Below are 15664 nucleotides of genomic sequence, written 5' to 3' on the forward strand. Positions count from 1 at the left end.
TAAATAATGTGATAGAAATATTTTCTTAACTGCTATAAATTTAAAATGTAAAAGGTTGAAAAAAACAGATTATGAACAGTTTGCTGGTAAAAAATGTCAGGAACTTATACAGATCCAGGAAACATTTAGAGCGCAGTTTGAGCTAGGCAACTATCAGCAATGGTATTATGACGCTGAACTTGCGCTTCTAAGGTTATACAATAACGATGAAGATCAGATTTATCTAAAATATATTCCGATAGGTACTTTTTCGTTTACATCAGATACATGGATGTGGAGCTGGTTCAATGAGCATAGTGTCGAACCCAATAAAGGGAATATACTTGCTGTTAAAGATTTTGGAATCAAAAACAATTATACCAAATTGACAGAAGGAACTTTCCCGGCAGATGAATTCGATTGTTGGGAGTTTGCGGCGATTTCTTTGGATATGTTGGATGGCATGGGGCTTTATAGGGTAAGCACAGAAAAGCTCCAAAGTTATTTCCTGATCACTGCTGTTCTGGATGAAAATTCTCGGGAAGTTGTCCATTTCAACCAGGCAAAAGTAACATGTAAAATCCATGGCTTGTCGAGACCAGCATTTATATGCCAGCATCTTGATCTGAAAAATCCTAAAGGTTTTGAAGAAAGTTTCGACACCTATAAAGGGATGGAACTTGATGAAGAAGATGATTTTGCAGCTTGGTGCGATGAATGTGAAAGGGTCAGAATGAAATATAATGGTTGGAACGAAGACTCAGAAGAATTTGCGAAGATCAAACTTGTTTGTGAAGATTGTTACTTTGAGCTGAAAGACTTTAATAAGGCCGAGTAATTATATTATCCGTCTTTGAATTGCATATGTCGTTACCGATCCAGGGGAGGAAGCTGCCTCAACTTGGAAGATAACAGATTTGCAACTTTCCATACCCCATTGGGGACAAACCAACAAAACGTTTAAAATATCGACTAAAAAAGATTGAATCCTGACCCTGGAGTATAGTTTACCAAGTGAGCGGAGCGCAATACTGTTTTTGCATTTTTTTTAATTTAATAATTAGGGAGTTTTGTAAGTGTAAACAAAAAATCATGAAAAAAAACACTTTTTTACTAATCGCTATATTCTTTTGGATACCAATTTTTGCTCAGGTCAGCAGCAAAGACGAACAGTATCCTATAGATAAAAAGGTGGAATATTATTTAGGAAGTATCGATATTGGAGGAATAAGCATCGCAGCCTCCTTCGATACCTGGAGTAAAATTATGAGCTATGCAAACAGTTTTCCCAACATCAGTAACAAAGTGCTGACTTATGTCAACAATGGAAATAGGGTACAATTCAAAATTCGAACTAAACTACTTGCAGGCATAAAAAACTATCGTTTTGCTGTTGTCGATGATTTAAAAAATACGTTGTTATCCGGACGCTTAGAAGATCTGACCTTCAAAAAGCATGGCATATTTGGATATATAGCAGAATTGCCAATAACGGAGATTCGAAATAAGAACATTTCTGTAACCTTATATAACGAAAAAAATCCTTCACAACAGGGAACCGCTATTATCTATAATACGGTGATCCCAAAAACTGAAATTATCTTTCTTGGAAGAGAGGTAATTGATAGATCAAATAGATCAGCGGTCGAAATGAAAACAGATGCGTCGAAAATTATCTTCGACAAGGATGTTAGGGGTTTCATGGTTGCTGTTAAAAAAAATGATTACAGTTCCATTTACTCATTATTGGTAAAAGAAAAGAAAACTGGTAAGGTTGTATTTAAGAGTAATTCCTGGAATTACAGTTTTTACACTGTAGATGGAATAGGGCAACCGAATATTTCAATAGGCCGGGAGAATTTCAAAAATTCGGGAGAGTATGAAATCATTATTCGACCAGAATTAGAGAAGATGACGGAGAAAGAGATGGAATCGTCTAGTTTCAGACAAAATGTCAAAATACAAATTGATAGAATTTTCTCTATGAAAGATATGATCATGTGGTCTCTATCATTAATTATTATCTTTAGCATTATAAGCTTTCTTCTAATTTATGTACTGCGTACAAGAAATAGAAAAAAAATCCGAGAAGAGAGTTTATATAAAAAAATATCGGAAACTAAACTGATCTCGATTCAGGCGCAACTCAATCCTCATTTTCTTTTTAATTCACTTGCTAGCATTCAGAGTTTTATAAATAATAATGATGTGGACAATGCAAATAGGTATTTAAGCAAATTTGCCCGTCTCACCCGAAATGTGCTGGACAGTGAATCGGTGAATATACTCGCGGATGAGCGAGATCTCTTAACCGATTATCTTCAGATGGAACAGCTACGATTTGGCTTCGAATATGGGATAAATGTTAACGATCTTGATCCTAACAATATCGAAATACCGACAATGCTCCTACAGCCGCTGGTCGAAAATGCCATAAAACATGGAATATCAGAATTGAAGGAAGGAGGAAAGATCGGCTTATATTTTGAGAGGAAGGAGAGTGCTATGATGATAACAATAATAGATAATGGTCGCGGCTATGATGTCGCGCATACACCATTCGGATTAGGAATCAAGTTGACGAATGAGCGTATACAGCTTTGGAATGAATTGCATCCGGAGACAAATATTTTCATAAATACAGAATCTAAGAATACCGGAACATGCGTATCTTTAATTTTTAAAAATTGGTTATGATAATACGTGCTATTTTAGTGGATGATGAAATTTCTAATACCAAAAATTTAAAGGCGCTATTGGCTAAGTATTGCCCCGATGTTGAAGTTGTGGCAATCGCAAATACGATTAATGAAGCTGCCAGCTCAATTAAAAATAATAGACCCAATTTGGTATTTCTTGATATAGAAATGGGGGGATGTCAAACAAGTTTTGATCTGCTTAGGAATTTTGAAACAATAGACTTTCAAGTGATTTTTGTTACAGCATATAACCACTATGGTATACAGGCCATAAAACATGCGGCATTGGATTATCTTCTAAAACCTATTGATATCGACGAGCTCAAATTGGCCGTTGAAAAGGCTCGCAAGAAAGTAAGTGCAATAGTCCAAAATCTACAGGCAGAATTTTTGGTTCAACAGCTGACAACGAAACAAAGGCTGCCTCAGAAGATAGCACTTGCTTTTCAAAACGAAACTCGATACTTACTCATTAGCGATATTGTACGTTGTGAAGCAGACGATACTTATACCGTTTTCCACTTACTAAATGAAGAGAAAATAACTTCTTCAAAATCACTAAGAGAATACAGCGATATATTAATCCCGCATAGTTTTATTCGGACACACCAAAGTCACCTTATCAATCCCAGCTATATTCAAAGTTGGCTTAAGGAAGATGGCGGGACTTTACTATTGACAAACCGTGAGAAAATACCAGTATCTAAACCAAACCGTGAGCGTGTAAAGAATACTTTGGCTCAGTTGTGAAAACACTTGGCTCTGCAATACTTTGATGAATCTTCTAAATTTAAAATCTATAAATTAGGAATGACTCAAGACAATATTTAAAATAAAAACAATCATAAAGATAACCCTCATACCAATTGATGACTAAAAGTACCCGGATTATTATTATCATTTTCTGTCTCGTTAAACTGACACTTCACATTATAGCCGATTTCCATTCAGGTTTTCAGGGCGACGAACTGCTACATATAGAAACCGGAAACCATCTGGCCTTTGGCTATATGGAATTTCCGCCTGTCATCGGAGTTTTGGCATTTATCCAAAATTTGTTTCACGCTCAATCGGTCTTCATTCATCATCTTTTTCCACATATCGCGACAATACTCATCGTCATCTACCTTGGTAAGACCGTATTTGAACTTGGAGGGGGGAGTATAGCTACCGCTATCACATTATCATGCCTATTGATATCGCCGGGCTTCGGAGGGTCACAGCAGTCGTTTCAGCCGGTTGTATTTAGCCAATGTTTTTGGCTGATCTCATTTTATCAGTTGGTGAGGTTTGTAAAATATGAAGACAGAAAATACCTCTGGTATTTAACGGTCTTTATTTCCCTTGCTTTTCTTACGAAATATGATGCACTGTTTTTTTTGGTGGGCATTGCCGCGCTACTGTTCTTTCGGAGAATTCGAAAGGCTTTAGTAGCTGCTAGGTACTGGCAATGTATAGTCGTTGCTCTTCTTATTTTATTGCCAAATATTGTATGGCAATATGCGAACAATTTTCCAGCGTTGCAGATGTTTGCTAGGCTTTATGAGACGCAATTGGATGAGCTAACTTTCAGCAAAGTTGTTTTTGGACTTTTTTTAGATGTCAATCCTATTACAGCCATTATGCTTATCCCTACATTGATTTTTATCTGGGGTGGTCAAAAAACAAAGCACTATTATAGGCCTATAGCGAGTTCAATTCTACTGTCTATTGCATTTTTGGCCTATTCAAGGGGTAAAGCTTATTACTTTTTCCCGATTGTTCTTACGTTATTGCCCTTTTGTGGTATTTTGTTTGAACATATCATTCTGCCAAAGAGAAAATGGTTGTTAATTCCACTGAGTGTCATTTTATTACTTGGAACTGTTTTGATACCATTTGGTCTACCTATATATTCTTATGCACATTATATGGATCGGATTCATAAATATTTTCCTAAAAATGTAAAAAACGGTAAGGAGGTTCTTCCTATGCAAGAGTATATTACCAAGCAAAAATGGGAAACGAGCATGCATGAACTACACTCAGTATACGACAGTTTACCCCCTAATGAAAAAACAAGTTGTCTTATTTGGGGCAAACATTACTCGCAGGCTGGTGCGGTTGAACTGATGAAAAGTACATTTGGGCTCCCGAATGCTTTTTGTTATCATGGTAGTTTCTATAGCTGGGCACCATCGGGTCGAATGCCCCAAACGGTGATCGCCATTTGTTATAACGATACCAGTGATGACTTCTTTTATCCTTTTTTTGAAGAAGTTGTTCCTGTACGAAAGCTGTATAGCCCCTATGCAAGTAGCGAAGGTTGGGTGCTGCAGACGATTTATATCTGTAAAAAACCTAAACAGGACTTTAATAAAATGAAAGATTTGTTTAAAAGCAGAATATTTGAATAAACATGCTACTTACTTTATTTGACTGGGGCGCATTCCAAATTGTTTTTGAAAAGCCGTTGAAAAAGCTTGCGTACTACCATATCCGTATTTTAACGCAATATTGCTGATTGAATCGACATCATTTTGTTGCAGTTCTTCAAAGGCTTTGGTCAGAACCGATTGATGGTAAAATTAAATAGTGGGAAAGCTTCATTATTTATTGGCTAAACTGAATTCTTCTTCTGTTACGGGATTTAGCCAAGTAACTTGAACATCTTCTTTAAAATTAGTGATGGCAACATGCACCATTTTAGTAGCAGCAGTTGCGCCGTGCCAGTGTTCTATATTCTCAGGAATATTGACGACATCACCTTTTTTGATTGCTTGTGCCGGTTTCCCTTTCTCCTGATAGAGTCCATTTCCTTCGATTACCAGTAAAACCTGGCCTTTAGGATGTGTATGCCAGTTTGTTCTCGCACCAGGTGCAAAAGTTACGCTACCTGCGGAGAAATCATTGTTTTTATCCTTTGCTACCAAAGGGTTTAAAAATGCATTTCCAGTAAACCATTCCTTAGGCAATGGTTCCCCTTTGGGGAATATTTCTGCTGTGTTCATTGTATGATCTGTTTTAGTGTTGCAGGCGAATAAACTTATCGCCATAATTGGGATAACGAATAACCCGTTCATATAGTTTGCAATTTGGTCTTTATAAAGACGATCCGATATAAAGATGATCCGAATTCTTTATTATATGTTTTTAATAATTTTTGCCGGAATCCCACCAACAACTGTATTATCCGGTACGTCCTTGCTGACTACGGAACCAGCTGCTACCACCGCATTTTCTCCAATCGTAACGCCGGGCAGGATTGTTGCATTTGCCCCAATCCAAGCATTCTTTTTTATATGGATCGGAGCCACAGTTAACGATTGTCTCTTTTCAGCCTCAATTGGATGGCCTTCTGTTAATAAACTCACTTTGGGAGCTATTAACACATCATCTTCTATAATTATACCACCTAAATCCAAAAAAACACAGTCGAAGTTGATGAAGACATTTTTTCCTATCGTTGTATTCTTGCCATAGTTGATATATAATGGTGTAAATACAGTTGTACTTTCATCTATAACTGAACCGATAATCTGACTTAATAGATTTCTTATCTCTTTGGGATCGGCTGAATTGTTCATAGGCACCAATAATGCTTTTGTAGCAAAAGAAGCTTGCTGTAAACGGTATCCCTGGGGATCATCGGAAGAAATATTTTTATTCTTTTTCAATCGTTCAAAAATATCTTCCTGATAACTATTATCTGATGTTTTCATAGAATAGCTAGTTAAATTTTATATGTAATTTAATGAAATAAGTACGTTATTTTAAATTAGCAATAAAGAATGCTGTCAGTTTATCGAATGGAATTTTGTCGAATTGATCATATAAGTCAACATGAACTGCATTGGGGATAATCATGAGCTCCTTTGGTTCGGAAGCAGCTTTATAAGCGTCTTCACTGAAATATCTTGAATGAGCATTTTCACCTGCAATGATTAACATGGGGCGAGGTGCAATTTCCTTGATATAAGAGAGAATCGGTATATTCATAAACGACAAGGGGGAAGTTCCCGTCCATGAAGCATTTGAATTGATAGAACGAGGATGAAATCCACGAGCTGTTTTATAATAATCAAAATATTCCTTGACAAACTGAGGCTCACTGCCAGTCAATTTTTCCGGTAAATTGTTTGTTGAAGATGCGTAAGATCCGCTTTCGGCATCTTTCCAGCGCTGCAGGCCTAATTGTTCCAATGTTTGTGTACGTTGCGCAGCAGTTATCATATCGTTATAGCCTTTTGACATGACGCGCGTCATATCGTACATACTGGTCGTTGCTACTGCTTTTATACGTTTGTCTACTGCCGTTGCATTTAATGCAAAACCAGCAAATCCACAGATGCCAATGATTCCGATTTTGCTCCTGTCAATGTTTTTCTGCAGCCCTAGAAAGTCTACAGCTGCGCTGAAATCTTCGGTGTTGATATCTGGCGATGCTACGTTACGAGGTGAACCGCTGCTTTCACCAGTGTAGGAGGGGTCGAACGCCAAGGCAATAAATCCTCTTTCCGCCATTTGGTTGGCATACAATCCAGAAGATTGCTCTTTCACTGCGCCAAAAGGGCCACTGATGGCAAGTGCAGATAACACTTTGTTGTCTGTGTTTTTAGGGATGTATAAATCACCAGAAAGTGTGATACCATAACGGTTTTTAAAACTTACTTTTTTGCGGGTTACCTTATCGCTTAATAGAAAAGAATAATGATCTGACGAACTATTCATCGGTTTTAAATTTTGGTTTGATTGTACATGTTGCGCGGAAGTCCTACCAGAAAACAGGAAAGACAAGACCAATAATGTTGCTGCTATTTTCATATCTGTATTACATTAATTATTACAGATACAAAGGTAGATCAGTATAAAGGGAAGGTGTTAACGATTATCAAACTAAAACTTAAGAATTTCAAACCTCAGGTTCCCGGAGCGATTTCGGGTTTGTTCCCGTCAGTTTTTTAAAGAAGTTATTGAAATAAGTAGGATATTCAAATCCCAGTGCGCTGGCTATCTCTGAAATATTCCAGTCTGTATGTTGCAGTAGGGCTTTTGCTTCTGTCAAGATTCTTTCTGAAATCAGCGTCGTTGTAGATTTGCCCGTAATTTCTTTTACAGCACGATTCAGATAGTTGACATGGATGTTGAGGTTTTGCGCATAATCTTGCGCTGTTCTCATTTTGAGCGGACTTGCAGGTGTTTCGATTGGAAATTGACGTTCTAATAGTTCCAAAAACACCGATGCGATACGTGCTGTACCATTCTTGGTAGGGGTATACACTTCTGACGGTTGAAGTTTAAGGGCTTCGTGAATGATCAAGTTGATGTAATTGCGTATGAGTTCATCTTTAAACGTATAATCACTTTCTTGCTCTTCGATCATCTTCTCGAAAAGTGTGTTAAGGAACAAGCGTTGATCCTCAGTGATTTTTAAGACAGGTGTACCTCCGATTTTAAAGAACGGCGATTGCTGCAAGCTTTCCGCGCGGTCGGCCTGTTTTAAAAAGTCTTCCGAAAACAAGCATGTATAACCTGCATAGGTCGTAGAAATGGTTTCCCAGGAATAGGGGATATGTGGGTTCCCAAAAAATAGTATCGTGCCTTCTTGTTCAAAGCTTTTATCTGCGTAATGAATCTTGCTTTTACCAGTTGTAAGGCATATTTTAAAGAAATCTTTACGACTATAAACACGTGTAGCATTACTGTCATCCTCAATCTGAAATGCTTTAAAACCCTGCAATCTCAGTTCACTATTGAATTCAGAGACACTTCGGACTATTTTTGTTTCCATCGGGCAAAGTTAAGAAATTCAAATATAACATTGGATTTAGTACAAAAATAATCTAAATAAAACGGCTGTATTATCACACTGTTAAACTCGACCTTTTTTTATTTTTATCAAACCAATTACTTCGAGCATCTGTCTATGTATTGACGATCGATTCAATTTAGGAAGTTTAGTTTCGGTTGATTTAATTGTATGGTCAGGTTTAATGCCTGACCATTTTTAAGCTTAGGTTTAGGGACTGGGCTTTTAGAAAGTATACTCCGATCCATTAAGGATTCGTTTATAATTTAGTTAAGGGGCTAGTCGGAAGATTAGTCCTTTTTTTTAAAATTAATGAACAATTCTCACTGGATAACGTTCATTGAAGAGCTTCGGATGTTCTGATGTGAAGGAGAAAAATAGGCTTTCTATTCACGCTAGCTTGACGAAAAAGTAAATTTGACGAATTCAGAATAAATGCTTATCATGGCCTCTATGATAGTTTATCATCTAAAAGATATACAATATAAAGCTGAAAGGGCGATCACCCCTTTTCATATTTTTGATTTGGACAGGGAAGCTCTCGCAGCTTATAGAGAACCTCATACAAAAGACCATTTTTGCCTTTTGTTTGTTAAAAAAGGTCGGCTCAATCTGCATGTGGAAGACCGCCGTTATACCGTCAATGCACCTCATATATGTGTCATCTTTCCCGGTCAGCTCTCCTCCAAAGAGTTGCTAAGCGACGACTTTGAAGGCAAATTGATCCTGTTTGACGAAGTACTATTCTGTTCGGATATCCTGAAAAACGAATTGAGTATTTACAACTACAATATCTCCGTAAAACTCAATCATATTGAATTGCCCGAGGCAGAAACCTCAGAAATAGAGATGCTGTTGGAGCAGGTCGAAAAATCATATCAGGATTTAACATCGATCAAGAAGGAGCAAGCGCGTTTCTACATCAAAATCATCTTACTCAAATTGGTGGAATTTGTCCATACCAAATGGGGAAACAGCCAGCTCAGCAATGAAAACGCGAAGATCTATGGTAAATTTTTGGAATTGCTGGAAAGGCATTATAAAACGGAGCGTACCGTGGGCTGGTATGCAGAAAAATTACAGCTGTCTCCAAAAAAGTTAAATGAAATTACCCGCAAGATTGCAGGACTGACCTCCATAGAGACCATTCATGCACGGATTATGAATGAAATCAAACAATTGCTGCTGTTATCCAACTACTCGCATAAGGAGATTGCTTTTGAACTCGGATTCAATTCACCTGCGGCACTGAACAAGTTTGTGCGCGCCAAACTGGATGAAACGCCAACCAATCTGCAGCAACAATTGGCGCAAATGTATAAGACTTAAGTCTATTATATGATTTGATACGTTTCTATCCTGTGGTTGTATTGGATCAAATGTATATCATATCGTAAGTAAAGTATAACATTTGCCTTCCCGGGCGCAGTAACTTTGCATCAGAAATTTAATATAAAATATATGAGCAAGTTATTTGTTGCCAGCGAAGTATTCCACGGGGCTGGTACATTGTCGGAATTGAAAAATCTAACTGGAAAAAAAGCCATCATCGTAACTGGTGGTCAATCCATGAAAAAAAGCGGAACTTTGGACCGTGCCATACGTTATTTGACCGAAGCAGGATTGGAAACTGCTGTTTTTGACGGTGTCGAAGAAGATCCATCATCAGCGACAAGCCTTCGAGGTGCTGCAGTAATGACTGATTTTCAGCCTGATTGGATCATTGGTCTAGGAGGTTGCTCGGCAATTGATGCGGCAAAGATGATGTGGGTGTTTTATGAATATCCCGATGCAAATTTTGAAGCGATGACCCAACCTTTTAACGTTCCAACATTGCGTCAAAAGGCTAAATTCATTGCCATTCCATCAACAAGCGGTACAGGTACGGAAACCACAGGATTGGCTGTGATCACCGATCGGGAAAAAGGGGTGAAGTATCCAATCGTATCGTATGAATTGACGCCGGATATCGCTATTGTCGATGGAGAAATTTGTGCGACTATGCCTGCACATATTACCTCCAATACTGGTCTAGATGCTCTTACACACTGTGTGGAAGCCTATGTGTCCAACATCGAAAATAACTATGCCGATGCCTTGTCGAAAGGGGGACTGGAAATTGTTTTCGAAAATCTGGAAGAGGCGGTCAATAACCCGACAAACATTAAAGCACGCCAAAATATGCACGATGCATCTTTTATGGGCGGACTGGCTTTCAACAATGCCTGGTTGGGTATTGTCCACTCTCTCTCGCATCAGGTAGGTGCACTCTACGGCGTCCCTCACGGAGCTTCCAATGCGATATTCTTGCCTAATGTGATCCGTTTTAATCAGACAGCTACAACAAGATATCCTGATTTGGCTAAACTTGTCGGTAGAGATTCGGCCGAAGGATTGGCACAGGAAATTGAAAAACTAAGAGCTGCGGTCAACAATATTGGCTCCCTCAAGGCATTTGGTATTTCCAAGGAGGATTGGCAAAAAAATCTGGATTATATGGCTCAAAATGCTTTACAAGATCCATGTACTGGCTTTAACCCGCGTAAGCCTAGCCTACAGGACTTAAAAGATCTTTATAACGCTTGCTACGAAGGTGTGATTTACGAGAATTAATCTAATAGACCACAGAAAGCGGTTGTAGCGAAGGTGCGCAATCGCTTTCTTCTGAATAAAAAGCACTGCTCCAGCTGCAATCGCAACCAATGTCTTATAAACCAAACTAAGTTTCAATCGTTTAAAATAAAAGATGCTGTATCGATAAAAGATGCTGTCGATTGAGGGTATCGGTAAATTTCTGTCGTTTGCAACGTTAATTCAATTCATGAAGATTAGCTTCATTCTTTATAGCATGCAGCGGTAAATTCTATAGAGCTGCACTAATAAGTTATTGTATTTTGAACCTTTTCACCTTGCAATTGTGTTATAGCGGAAAATGGGGTAAACTTAATTTAGTATTATGGCAGATAATGAGATTATTACACCAAGAGTAAGGGGGCGCGGAAAACGGTATTAAATAAAAAGTAAAGCAGATAGATCAAATGACTTAAAAACTAATGATGCTTTTTGACAGATTCATCTATAAGTTTCATTAGCTGATCGACAGTTTTAGCTACTTCTTCTTTCCCAACAACTAATGTCTTTTTTTCTAGATTTGGAGGAAGGGAAATCTTGCCATTAAATTCAGGAAGAAACATATTGATCATTTCCTGATTCATCTTATTGAAATTAAAAAAAGTCCATTTTTTGGTATCGTCTTCTTTTAGCGCTAATAAGTTAGCTGAAGTGATCGCCATTTTGTCTTTTTCAGGCATGGACATGACCAGTACTTGGGGAATAAAGCAATACGCTATCCCATCAATTTTTGAGATATCCATATCAACATAATTGATCATGGAATCAATTTTAACCCCGTATTTTATAAGAGAAAAATAGAGTTCTTTGGTCACCTTTGTTGCTTGCTCAATCCCGCCCATACTTTCAATTATGCGGGGCGATGTTTGACTTAGAATACCTTCGATATCTCCGGAAATAGACGCTTTTGTCATGGTTGAAAGTGCTTCCCTAAGCCGCGGATCTTTTTGAGCAGAGCTTATATGGTGAAAAATAGTTAATAATGTAATTAACAAAAATATTCTTTTTCGCTGAATGTTTTTAAACTTGTTGAACCAATTGTTGCTTTGCATAATGGAAAGAGGCTATTTCGTTTTAAATTCAGTAGGTCTCATGTTGGTAAGCAGATAAAAGTTATTACTAAAAGCCGCTATATTTGAATAGCCAATCTCGTAGGCAATCTCAGTCATATTGAAATCTGTATCGTTGATTAATTCCATTGCCTTAATAATTCGTAGCATTTTTAAGTACTGAACAAATGTAATGTGCAATTTATTTTGGAATAATCTGGTGAGGCTGCGAATACTCATTCCTGATTGCTGAGCAATCATCGCTAAACTTAGATTTTCATTTAACCGATTTCTAAAACTGTCGATTATGGTATTGAGCCTTTGATCGTCTGTTGTAGGAAGTTGTATGGAGAATTTTTTGAGATTTTCTTTTGATAATACGCCTTTCATCGTAATCAAAAATTCATACTCCCACGAACCTTTATAATAATCACCTTGCCACTTTTCACTAAATGAGAGCATTTCTGCCAGGAGCTTACTCACGGGATAAATGCCCAATTCCTCATAAAAATTACCAGCACTTTCTTCCGGAAAATAGATATTGATAATAAACAGGTCCTGCGTATTGAACATCAGGTTGTGCCGATAATTTTTTGGTATCCAAATATAATGATTTGAGGGAATATAGAAGTCCTTTTCGTCAGTCTGCAAATAAGCAATCCCGCCATAAACTAATAACAACTGAGCTTTATTGTGCTGGTGAGCAGGCAAGCGCTGCTCCGTTTGCTGTCGCATCACGAGGATTGAATCAGGGTTTTGATCAACAATATGTATTATTCGACTAAGAATTTCCATGTGGCCAAATTTAATAAATATTAGGCTAATTATATGAAAATATACTTCGCCATGCTGGATAATTTTGCAGTATAAATAAGAGTAAAGTCATTATGAAAGATAAAATCATAACATCTCACACAGATTTTAAACTTGGAACACAAGCTCAAAAGTCTGATAATAAATCACATCATTCAGATGAAGAAATTGACAGTGCAAATATCTTCTGGTTTGCTTATGGGTATAACTATGCTTTTATGCCAATGGTAGATTTAGCTTTTGCCTTTGATGAATTGAAAGAGATCGTAAAACCATGGCTAGTAAAAGGAAAGAAATATATAAAGAAAACCGATGAAACAATATAGAACAGTCCCGATTTTGGGCATATTGTTGGCCCTATTTGTACAATCACTCTATGCCCAGCATATAGAAAATGCGCGGGTATTAAGTTTGGAAGAAATTTGGAAAGTAGCCGAAACAAATAACCGTCAACTGAAACTATCCGACCTAAATCTCCAGCAGAGCAATTTAGAAATATTGGAAGCGAAAGACCGTTTGTTGCCGGAGCTTTCGGTTGGTGGAGATGCAAAACTCAATTCCAAATTCCTGATCTATGACAATGGATTATTTTCTTCTCCACAGGATGTGCCTGTAAAAGGTTATGGTTACGGCGTGGGTTACAATCTGAACGTCAATCTCTACAATGGTGGTAAAGACAAAAGAAACATTGTCATTAAAAAGGAACAAGCGGTACTCATACAATATGAAGTTGATCTGCAAAAGCACAGTGTAAAATACAATGTTGCAGCGGCTTACTTTGATCTATACAAGTTTTTGCATTTCCATGATTTTCTTGATGCAGAAATTAAAGCAGAAAAAAAACAACTGGCACTCGTAGAAAGCCTGCATAAAAACGGCACTGTGCTAAAGAGCGATGTACTGAGAACCTCCGTAAAATTAGCGCAACTGGAGCTCAGCCTTTCTGATGTTACGAAGAAGATTGAAATCGCTAAACAACGGCTCAATATTCTGATGGGGCGTGAAAATGATGCTGAGCTGGCAATAAAATACCAAGATACAATCGAGTTAAGCGCTATCACTGAAGGTGACTATGAGGATTATGTAGACATCGCTTTTAACAAATCGCCGGAATACAAGATAGCCTATAGCGCTGTCAAATTGAGCGAAATGAACATCAAGCAGGTAAAAGCGACGCTGTTACCTAAAGTCTCCTTGTATTCAACTTACAATTACACCTATCCGCAGATTTCATTCTATCCGTATTCCAATGATTTATGGGGATTTGGTCAGACAGGGGTTAAAGTCCAGTTTTCTATAGATAATCTATACAAAAACAAGCATTCCATCGCTCATGCTCAAGTGGTCAGTAATGAGGCAAGAGAAAAAGCGAACATTAAAAAAGATGAAATCTATCTTCAGGTAAAAGATGCTTATTTACAGCGGCAACAGGCTTTGGAGAGCATGGAAACAGCGGAGCAAAATATCATTAAAACCGCCGAAACTGTTCGTGTTATCAGAAGTAGCTACATAAACCAGGAATCACTTCTTACCGATCTTCTAGAAGCCGAAAATGCTTTACTGGAAGCTAAGTTTAATCTGACAACGGCACAAACAAACGTCAAACTTACGCATATCAGGCTATTGGCAATTATCGGAATTCTTTAATACAAATATCATGAACAAAAATAAAACAGATAAAATTGTTGTAAACCTAACCAAATGGTTTGGTATCACATTATTGGTAGGAATCATTATTTGGGCAGCAGCTTATTTCTTCGAGGGATATCGCTATGAACAGACCAACGACGCTCAGATTGATGCCTATCTTTCCCCGATAAACGCAAAAGTAGGGGGCTATATCCGTAAAATATATTATAAGGACAATCAGCAGATTAAAAAGGGCGATACCCTTGTGGTGATTGAATTGGATGAGTACGGGCTGAAAAGAGATGCTGCGTCCGCAGAACTCATGAGCTCACAGGCAAAATTACCGATCTTGGCGGCAAGCGAAGGAACGCAGGTTAAAAGCATTGCAGTCATCAAAGCCCAATTGGGAGGTGCTAAAGCGCGATTGAACCAGCAGCAAAAAGAATTTGACCGGTATAAAAATTTACTGGCGGACGAATCGACCACACAACAAAAATTCGACAACATCAGTGCTACTTTATCCATCACCCAATCAGATTATGACCAGACAAAAGCTTCTTTACAGGTGGCCGAATCTAAACTAAACGATTTCAGGGTACAGCGCAATGCCATAGAGGCAGAGATAAAGATAAAAGAAGCACTTCTCGAAAGACAGGAATTGGACATTAGATATACCGTTATCACAGCACCTTTTGATGGACAAATTGGGAAGAAGACCATTCAGGCGGGACAACTGATACAGCCTGGGCAGACATTGGCATTCTTGGTGAACAGAGCCGAGGAAAAGTGGGTAATTGCAAATTTTAAGGAAACACAGATTGGGAAATTCAAAATCGGTCAAGCGGTATCTGTTGAAGTCGATGCTTTTCCAAATGAAAAATTCATCGGTACAATCGAGTCCCTTTCGCCAACCACAGGATCCCGTTATTCGCTGCTTCCGCCAGATAATGCTACCGGTAATTTTGTTAAAATCATCCAACGTATTCCTGTTCGGATTAAACTGACCGATATGTCCGAAAAATTAACTAAGCTTTCTGCCGGAATGAATGCGAATGTTTACGTTTTAAAAAACTAAC

At 37.9% G+C, this 15664-nt stretch carries 15 protein-coding genes and 1 pseudogene; 9 read left to right on the top strand and 7 right to left on the bottom strand.

The window, feature by feature from the left end:
- Window positions 1-55 precede the first annotated feature (55 nt).
- The 4 genes from ACHWSC_RS23640 (at window position 56) to ACHWSC_RS23655 (ending at window position 5074) form a co-directional block, all read left to right on the top strand.
- Entirely contained in the window at window positions 56-817 is a 762-nt protein-coding gene (locus ACHWSC_RS23640; protein ID WP_394678386.1) for a DUF6882 domain-containing protein, read from the top strand.
- Between the two features lie 254 nt (window positions 818-1071).
- Complete coding sequence (locus tag ACHWSC_RS23645; protein WP_394678387.1) at window positions 1072-2676, top strand: sensor histidine kinase; 1605 nt, start codon at window positions 1072-1074, stop codon at window positions 2674-2676.
- Window positions 2673-3428: a LytR/AlgR family response regulator transcription factor gene (locus ACHWSC_RS23650; RefSeq protein ID WP_394678388.1), complete on the top strand. Its 756-nt coding sequence runs from the start codon at window positions 2673-2675 to the stop codon at window positions 3426-3428. The genes ACHWSC_RS23645 and ACHWSC_RS23650 overlap by 4 nt, the downstream gene beginning before the upstream one ends.
- A 119-nt stretch (window positions 3429-3547) precedes the next feature.
- A complete protein-coding gene (locus ACHWSC_RS23655) occupies window positions 3548-5074 on the top strand; it encodes an ArnT family glycosyltransferase (protein WP_394678389.1) in 1527 nt (508 codons plus the stop codon).
- 9 nt (window positions 5075-5083) lie between these two features.
- On the opposite strand, the pseudogene ACHWSC_RS23660 reads toward ACHWSC_RS23655, so the two are convergent.
- The 5 genes and pseudogenes from ACHWSC_RS23660 to ACHWSC_RS23680 all read right to left on the bottom strand — a co-directional run.
- A pseudogene (locus ACHWSC_RS23660) lies at window positions 5084-5230 on the bottom strand (helix-turn-helix domain-containing protein); the annotation flags it as partial.
- 36 nt (window positions 5231-5266) lie between these two features.
- A complete protein-coding gene (locus ACHWSC_RS23665) occupies window positions 5267-5668 on the bottom strand; it encodes a cupin domain-containing protein (RefSeq protein ID WP_394678390.1) in 402 nt (133 codons plus the stop codon).
- 132 nt (window positions 5669-5800) lie between these two features.
- Window positions 5801-6379: a sugar O-acetyltransferase gene (locus tag ACHWSC_RS23670; RefSeq protein WP_394678391.1), complete on the bottom strand. Its 579-nt coding sequence runs from the start codon at window positions 6377-6379 to the stop codon at window positions 5801-5803.
- Between the two features lie 46 nt (window positions 6380-6425).
- Window positions 6426-7481: an alpha/beta hydrolase gene (locus ACHWSC_RS23675; protein ID WP_394678392.1), complete on the bottom strand. Its 1056-nt coding sequence runs from the start codon at window positions 7479-7481 to the stop codon at window positions 6426-6428.
- A gap of 88 nt (window positions 7482-7569) precedes the next feature.
- Window positions 7570-8448, bottom strand: a complete 879-nt coding sequence (locus ACHWSC_RS23680) for a helix-turn-helix domain-containing protein (RefSeq protein WP_394678393.1) — start codon at window positions 8446-8448, stop codon at window positions 7570-7572.
- A gap of 462 nt (window positions 8449-8910) precedes the next feature.
- Between ACHWSC_RS23680 and ACHWSC_RS23685 the strand changes: the two genes are divergently transcribed.
- Both ACHWSC_RS23685 and ACHWSC_RS23690 read left to right on the top strand, forming a co-directional pair.
- Window positions 8911-9795, top strand: coding sequence for an AraC family transcriptional regulator (locus tag ACHWSC_RS23685; RefSeq protein ID WP_394678394.1), 885 nt, complete (start codon window positions 8911-8913; stop codon window positions 9793-9795).
- Window positions 9796-9927: 132 nt separating this feature from the next.
- Window positions 9928-11079: an iron-containing alcohol dehydrogenase gene (locus ACHWSC_RS23690; RefSeq protein ID WP_394678395.1), complete on the top strand. Its 1152-nt coding sequence runs from the start codon at window positions 9928-9930 to the stop codon at window positions 11077-11079.
- A gap of 437 nt (window positions 11080-11516) precedes the next feature.
- On the opposite strand, the gene ACHWSC_RS23695 is transcribed toward ACHWSC_RS23690, so the two are convergent.
- Entirely contained in the window at window positions 11517-12092 is a 576-nt protein-coding gene (locus tag ACHWSC_RS23695; RefSeq protein WP_394678396.1) for a hypothetical protein, read from the bottom strand.
- A gap of 69 nt (window positions 12093-12161) precedes the next feature.
- Window positions 12162-12941 (bottom strand): AraC family transcriptional regulator, encoded by a 780-nt coding sequence (locus tag ACHWSC_RS23700; protein WP_394678397.1) that lies wholly within the window; start codon window positions 12939-12941, stop codon window positions 12162-12164.
- 92 nt (window positions 12942-13033) lie between these two features.
- Between ACHWSC_RS23700 and ACHWSC_RS23705 the strand changes: the two genes are divergently transcribed.
- Genes ACHWSC_RS23705 through ACHWSC_RS23715 form a run of 3 tightly spaced genes read left to right on the top strand, consistent with a single transcriptional unit; the run spans window position 13034 to window position 15663 of the window.
- Complete coding sequence (locus ACHWSC_RS23705) at window positions 13034-13285, top strand: hypothetical protein (protein WP_394678398.1); 252 nt, start codon at window positions 13034-13036, stop codon at window positions 13283-13285.
- Window positions 13272-14606: a TolC family protein gene (locus ACHWSC_RS23710; protein WP_394678399.1), complete on the top strand. Its 1335-nt coding sequence runs from the start codon at window positions 13272-13274 to the stop codon at window positions 14604-14606. The genes ACHWSC_RS23705 and ACHWSC_RS23710 overlap by 14 nt, the downstream gene beginning before the upstream one ends.
- 10 nt (window positions 14607-14616) lie before the next feature.
- Window positions 14617-15663, top strand: a complete 1047-nt coding sequence (locus ACHWSC_RS23715) for an HlyD family secretion protein (protein ID WP_394678400.1) — start codon at window positions 14617-14619, stop codon at window positions 15661-15663.
- The last annotated feature ends 1 nt before the right edge of the window (window position 15664 follow it).

The organism is uncultured Sphingobacterium sp. (assembly GCF_964277905.1).
GTDB lineage: Bacteria > Bacteroidota > Bacteroidia > Sphingobacteriales > Sphingobacteriaceae > Sphingobacterium > Sphingobacterium siyangense.

What these genes read in the sequence shown, in the direction of transcription:
- ACHWSC_RS23705 (WP_394678398.1), top strand. Translation starts at nt 13,034, where the DNA reads ATGAAAGATAAAATCATAACATCTCACACAGATTTTAAACTTGGAACA.
- ACHWSC_RS23650 (WP_394678388.1), top strand. Translation starts at nt 2,673, where the DNA reads ATGATAATACGTGCTATTTTAGTGGATGATGAAATTTCTAATACCAAA.
- ACHWSC_RS23670 (WP_394678391.1), bottom strand. Translation starts at nt 6,379, where the DNA reads ATGAAAACATCAGATAATAGTTATCAGGAAGATATTTTTGAACGATTG.
- ACHWSC_RS23645 (WP_394678387.1), top strand. Translation starts at nt 1,072, where the DNA reads ATGAAAAAAAACACTTTTTTACTAATCGCTATATTCTTTTGGATACCA.
- ACHWSC_RS23655 (WP_394678389.1), top strand. Translation starts at nt 3,548, where the DNA reads ATGACTAAAAGTACCCGGATTATTATTATCATTTTCTGTCTCGTTAAA.
- ACHWSC_RS23700 (WP_394678397.1), bottom strand. Translation starts at nt 12,941, where the DNA reads ATGGAAATTCTTAGTCGAATAATACATATTGTTGATCAAAACCCTGAT.
- ACHWSC_RS23685 (WP_394678394.1), top strand. Translation starts at nt 8,911, where the DNA reads ATGGCCTCTATGATAGTTTATCATCTAAAAGATATACAATATAAAGCT.
- ACHWSC_RS23680 (WP_394678393.1), bottom strand. Translation starts at nt 8,448, where the DNA reads ATGGAAACAAAAATAGTCCGAAGTGTCTCTGAATTCAATAGTGAACTG.
- ACHWSC_RS23690 (WP_394678395.1), top strand. Translation starts at nt 9,928, where the DNA reads ATGAGCAAGTTATTTGTTGCCAGCGAAGTATTCCACGGGGCTGGTACA.
- ACHWSC_RS23715 (WP_394678400.1), top strand. Translation starts at nt 14,617, where the DNA reads ATGAACAAAAATAAAACAGATAAAATTGTTGTAAACCTAACCAAATGG.
- ACHWSC_RS23710 (WP_394678399.1), top strand. Translation starts at nt 13,272, where the DNA reads ATGAAACAATATAGAACAGTCCCGATTTTGGGCATATTGTTGGCCCTA.
- ACHWSC_RS23665 (WP_394678390.1), bottom strand. Translation starts at nt 5,668, where the DNA reads ATGAACACAGCAGAAATATTCCCCAAAGGGGAACCATTGCCTAAGGAA.
- ACHWSC_RS23675 (WP_394678392.1), bottom strand. Translation starts at nt 7,481, where the DNA reads ATGAAAATAGCAGCAACATTATTGGTCTTGTCTTTCCTGTTTTCTGGT.